Origin of the sequence: Shewanella sp. SG41-4 (genome assembly GCF_014164505.1) — a bacterium.
GTDB lineage: Bacteria > Pseudomonadota > Gammaproteobacteria > Enterobacterales > Shewanellaceae > Shewanella.
In genome coordinates this window covers 1-3129 of record NZ_JACJFI010000363.1, presented here as the reverse complement: position 1 = coordinate 3129, position 3129 = coordinate 1, and the positions used below count along the sequence as shown (strand labels likewise).

At 38.8% G+C, this 3129-nt stretch carries 2 protein-coding genes; one reads left to right on the top strand and one right to left on the bottom strand.

Annotated features, from left to right (window positions below; translation table 11 throughout):
- Positions 1-1834, bottom strand: a 1834-nt coding sequence (locus H5202_RS19625) for a putative bifunctional diguanylate cyclase/phosphodiesterase (RefSeq protein WP_182773547.1), incomplete at its 3' end; no start/stop codon positions are given.
- A 225-nt stretch (positions 1835-2059) separates the two neighbouring features.
- Here H5202_RS19625 and H5202_RS19620 point away from each other — a divergent pair.
- Positions 2060-2935 (top strand): alpha/beta fold hydrolase, encoded by an 876-nt coding sequence (locus H5202_RS19620; RefSeq protein WP_182773546.1) that lies wholly within the window; start codon positions 2060-2062, stop codon positions 2933-2935.
- Positions 2936-3129: the final 194 nt, after the last annotated feature.

Genomic DNA, 3129 nt, shown 5'->3' with positions numbered 1-3129 from the left:
GTTGGTCTTCAACCCCTTCAGCGACAATACGGTAGCCAAGACCATGCGACATCACCATGACGGCTTTCACAATATCAATACCATTCAAGTGAAGATTATTGATAAAAGAACGGTCAATTTTGACGGTATTAACATGTAAATCTTGGATCACTGACAATGACGAATAGCCAGTGCCAAAGTCATCAATCGAAATCATAAAGCCGAGTGACTGTAGTGCGTTTACCATTTCAATTAATTTAATCTTGTCGTTTGAAAAAACCGACTCAGTGATTTCTATATGTACTTTAGAGGGTTCAATGTCGTACAGATTAATAATATTGTTAACTTTACTGACAAAATCAACATCTTCAAATTGAATTACCGACACATTAATGCACATCGTTAAATGTGGCTTGATTGCATGCAATGCTGACAATTTGCGCATTGACTCTTCCAGCACCCAGTAACCTATTTGTTTAATCGCGCCATTTTTTTCTGCTAAAGGAATAAACACATCTGGCAGAATGGCGTTGCCTTCAAAATTCCATCTGAGTAATGCCTCAACCGATGCAATATCACCCGTAACAGAATCAATAATAGGTTGAAAAACCAAGCGCAATTGTTGCTTGGTAATAGCTTGCGTAATCCCTTTGCTTAGGTGCATTTCATGCTTGATTTTTTTCGCTAATCCGTCACTAAACATGACGTAATCAACGCTACCATTACTCTTATCTTTACGGCTATACATAGATAAATCGGCCAAACTGATTAAGTCGTATATTGACTCACCGTGGTCAGGGTACATAGCAATACCAATAGAGCAGTCCATATTAAGGACATGCTGTGTGGTCGTGATAGGTTGGGTGATGTGTTTTTTAAGTGAGATGGCTAACTCTTCAAATCGATAATTAGGCGTTTGGTGGGCCATGATAATAAATTCGTCGCCGCCCCAGCGACAAACAATGTCATCGTGACGACAAGCGTGCTTAATTCGTTTTGCTACTTCGGTGAGCACCTCATCACCTACTCTGTGGCCAAAATTATCATTGGCTTGTTTAAAACCATCTAAGTCGAGGAAGAAAATTGCATATTGATTATCGGTGTTTACTTGAGACAACTGTTTATTTGCAGCCGCTAAAAAGGCGCTACGATTCAGTAGTTGGGTGAGTGAATCGAGTTGACTTAATTCAGTTATTTTTTGGGCTCGTTGTTGGACCTTAAGCTCCATATTTTTTAATAATTCAGTATGCTCGTTACGTAACATAATAGAATGTTTAGTAAAGTTAGCTGCAGTATTAGCGATAGACAACATGACTAGGGCATATGCTAAACCCAATAACCCTAAAAGTAAGTGAGTAGGGTTGTTGCCTATTACCATCAACAAAGAAAAAGGTGCCAACATTATTAACGTGTAAGCTTGAGATATTCGTTTATTGCCAGATAAAACCGTTGCTGCGCCGCCAGCCATTGCAGACACAATCACCATGGCAGAAAATAATTCATCAATATTTGATTTACTATAAAAATAAACACAGTAAAACGCCCAACAAAATGCGGTTAATAACACGCCCGCACCAAAACGATATAAGTCATTTTGACGACTTAATAAGCCTTTGTTTACACGTATATACCATAAAATAGTATCAATGATACGAAAACACAGTAACCCTGATATACACAACCACCATGTTAATTTATGGTGTTCTGTAGAATGATCCTCAAATCCAAAAGCTAATCCAGCAGAAGCGACGATAGTAATGGCAATGCCTGGAATTGCATTTTGGTATAGTAACTTTAAGTGATCATTTAATACGTGTGGATTCACTTGCGTTTGCATCAATAGGTTTACCGCCATTATGAGGGGATCTCATTAAGTATATGTCCAATAATCAAAAATACTACTTTCGTAGCGATTTAAAGGCATGAAACATGCTAATTGAAATAAGCATTTAATTATTATCGTGTTAAGTGAAGTAGGTAATTCTGTTTAAGGGCCAACATCAACAAAACAAATTAGCCAACATAGATTAAATGTGTAAATCTGCTTGTTAAGCCCATCATTTAACGGAAAACTTAAGTAATGATTCCATTGTGCGAATGGCAACAACATGGACAATTTGTGTCTATTAACGATCAGCAAATTTTTACTCGTCAAGCTGGGGAGCGAACGGCGCCAGCGTTATTATTAATTCATGGCTACCCCAGTGCCAGCTGGGATTGGGAAGGTATGTGGCATGAGTTAACTCAACACTATTTTGTGGTCACCCTTGATATGCTGGGTTTTGGATTATCAGACAAACCTAAAAATGCAGACTATTTAATCAGTCAGCAGGCCGATATTTATGAAGCTGTTTTACAGCAATTTGGCGTTCGCCATTATCATATTTTAGCTCATGACTATGGTGATACGGTCGCGCAAGAATTATTAGCAAGACAACTTGATGGCAGCAGTACATTGGCCATTGAAAGTGTGTGTTTTCTCAATGGTGGCTTGTTCCCAGAAACCCACAAACCTCTGCTCATTCAAAGCTTGCTACTGTCTCCATTAGGGCCTCTGGTGTCTAAGTTAATTAACAAACAAAAGTTTGCTGCTAATTTACAACGTATATTTGGGCCATCGACACCGCCGACACCGCAAGTCATCGACACATTATGGCAATTGCTTAATCACAATAATGGTATCGCGGTAATGCATAAAATCATTAACTATATCACCCAACGTAAACAACATCGTGAACGTTGGGTAGGGGCTATTATCAATAGTGCAATACCGATCAAATTGATCGCAGGGGCTAAAGATCCTATCTCTGGTCAACACATGATCGATCGTTTTTATAAGTTAATCCCAAACGCTAATGTCACCACTATGCCAACATTAGGGCATTATCCTCAAGTTGAAGATGCCAATGCGATTACAGCTGCCTACATGCAATTTAGATTAAGTCGTACAAAGTAACCTCAGCTCGGGATAATAAACGGTTACCAAACAGCTCTTTGTCTTGCTAACTGCGTTCCATTAACGTGCAATAGGCCAGCTATTGACGTGTTAATGCGCCTTGTTTTGAAAACAAATAGCAAGTTTGCTATTCAATAGATTAAACATGTTGAATTTAGCTTGTTTATCCCATCTCTTAGCCCGAGTTGAGGTAA

Excerpts from the sequence above, each read along its gene's own strand:
- H5202_RS19620 (WP_182773546.1), top strand. The coding sequence starts at position 2,060 with ATGATTCCATTGTGCGAATGGCAACAACATGGACAATTTGTGTCTATT.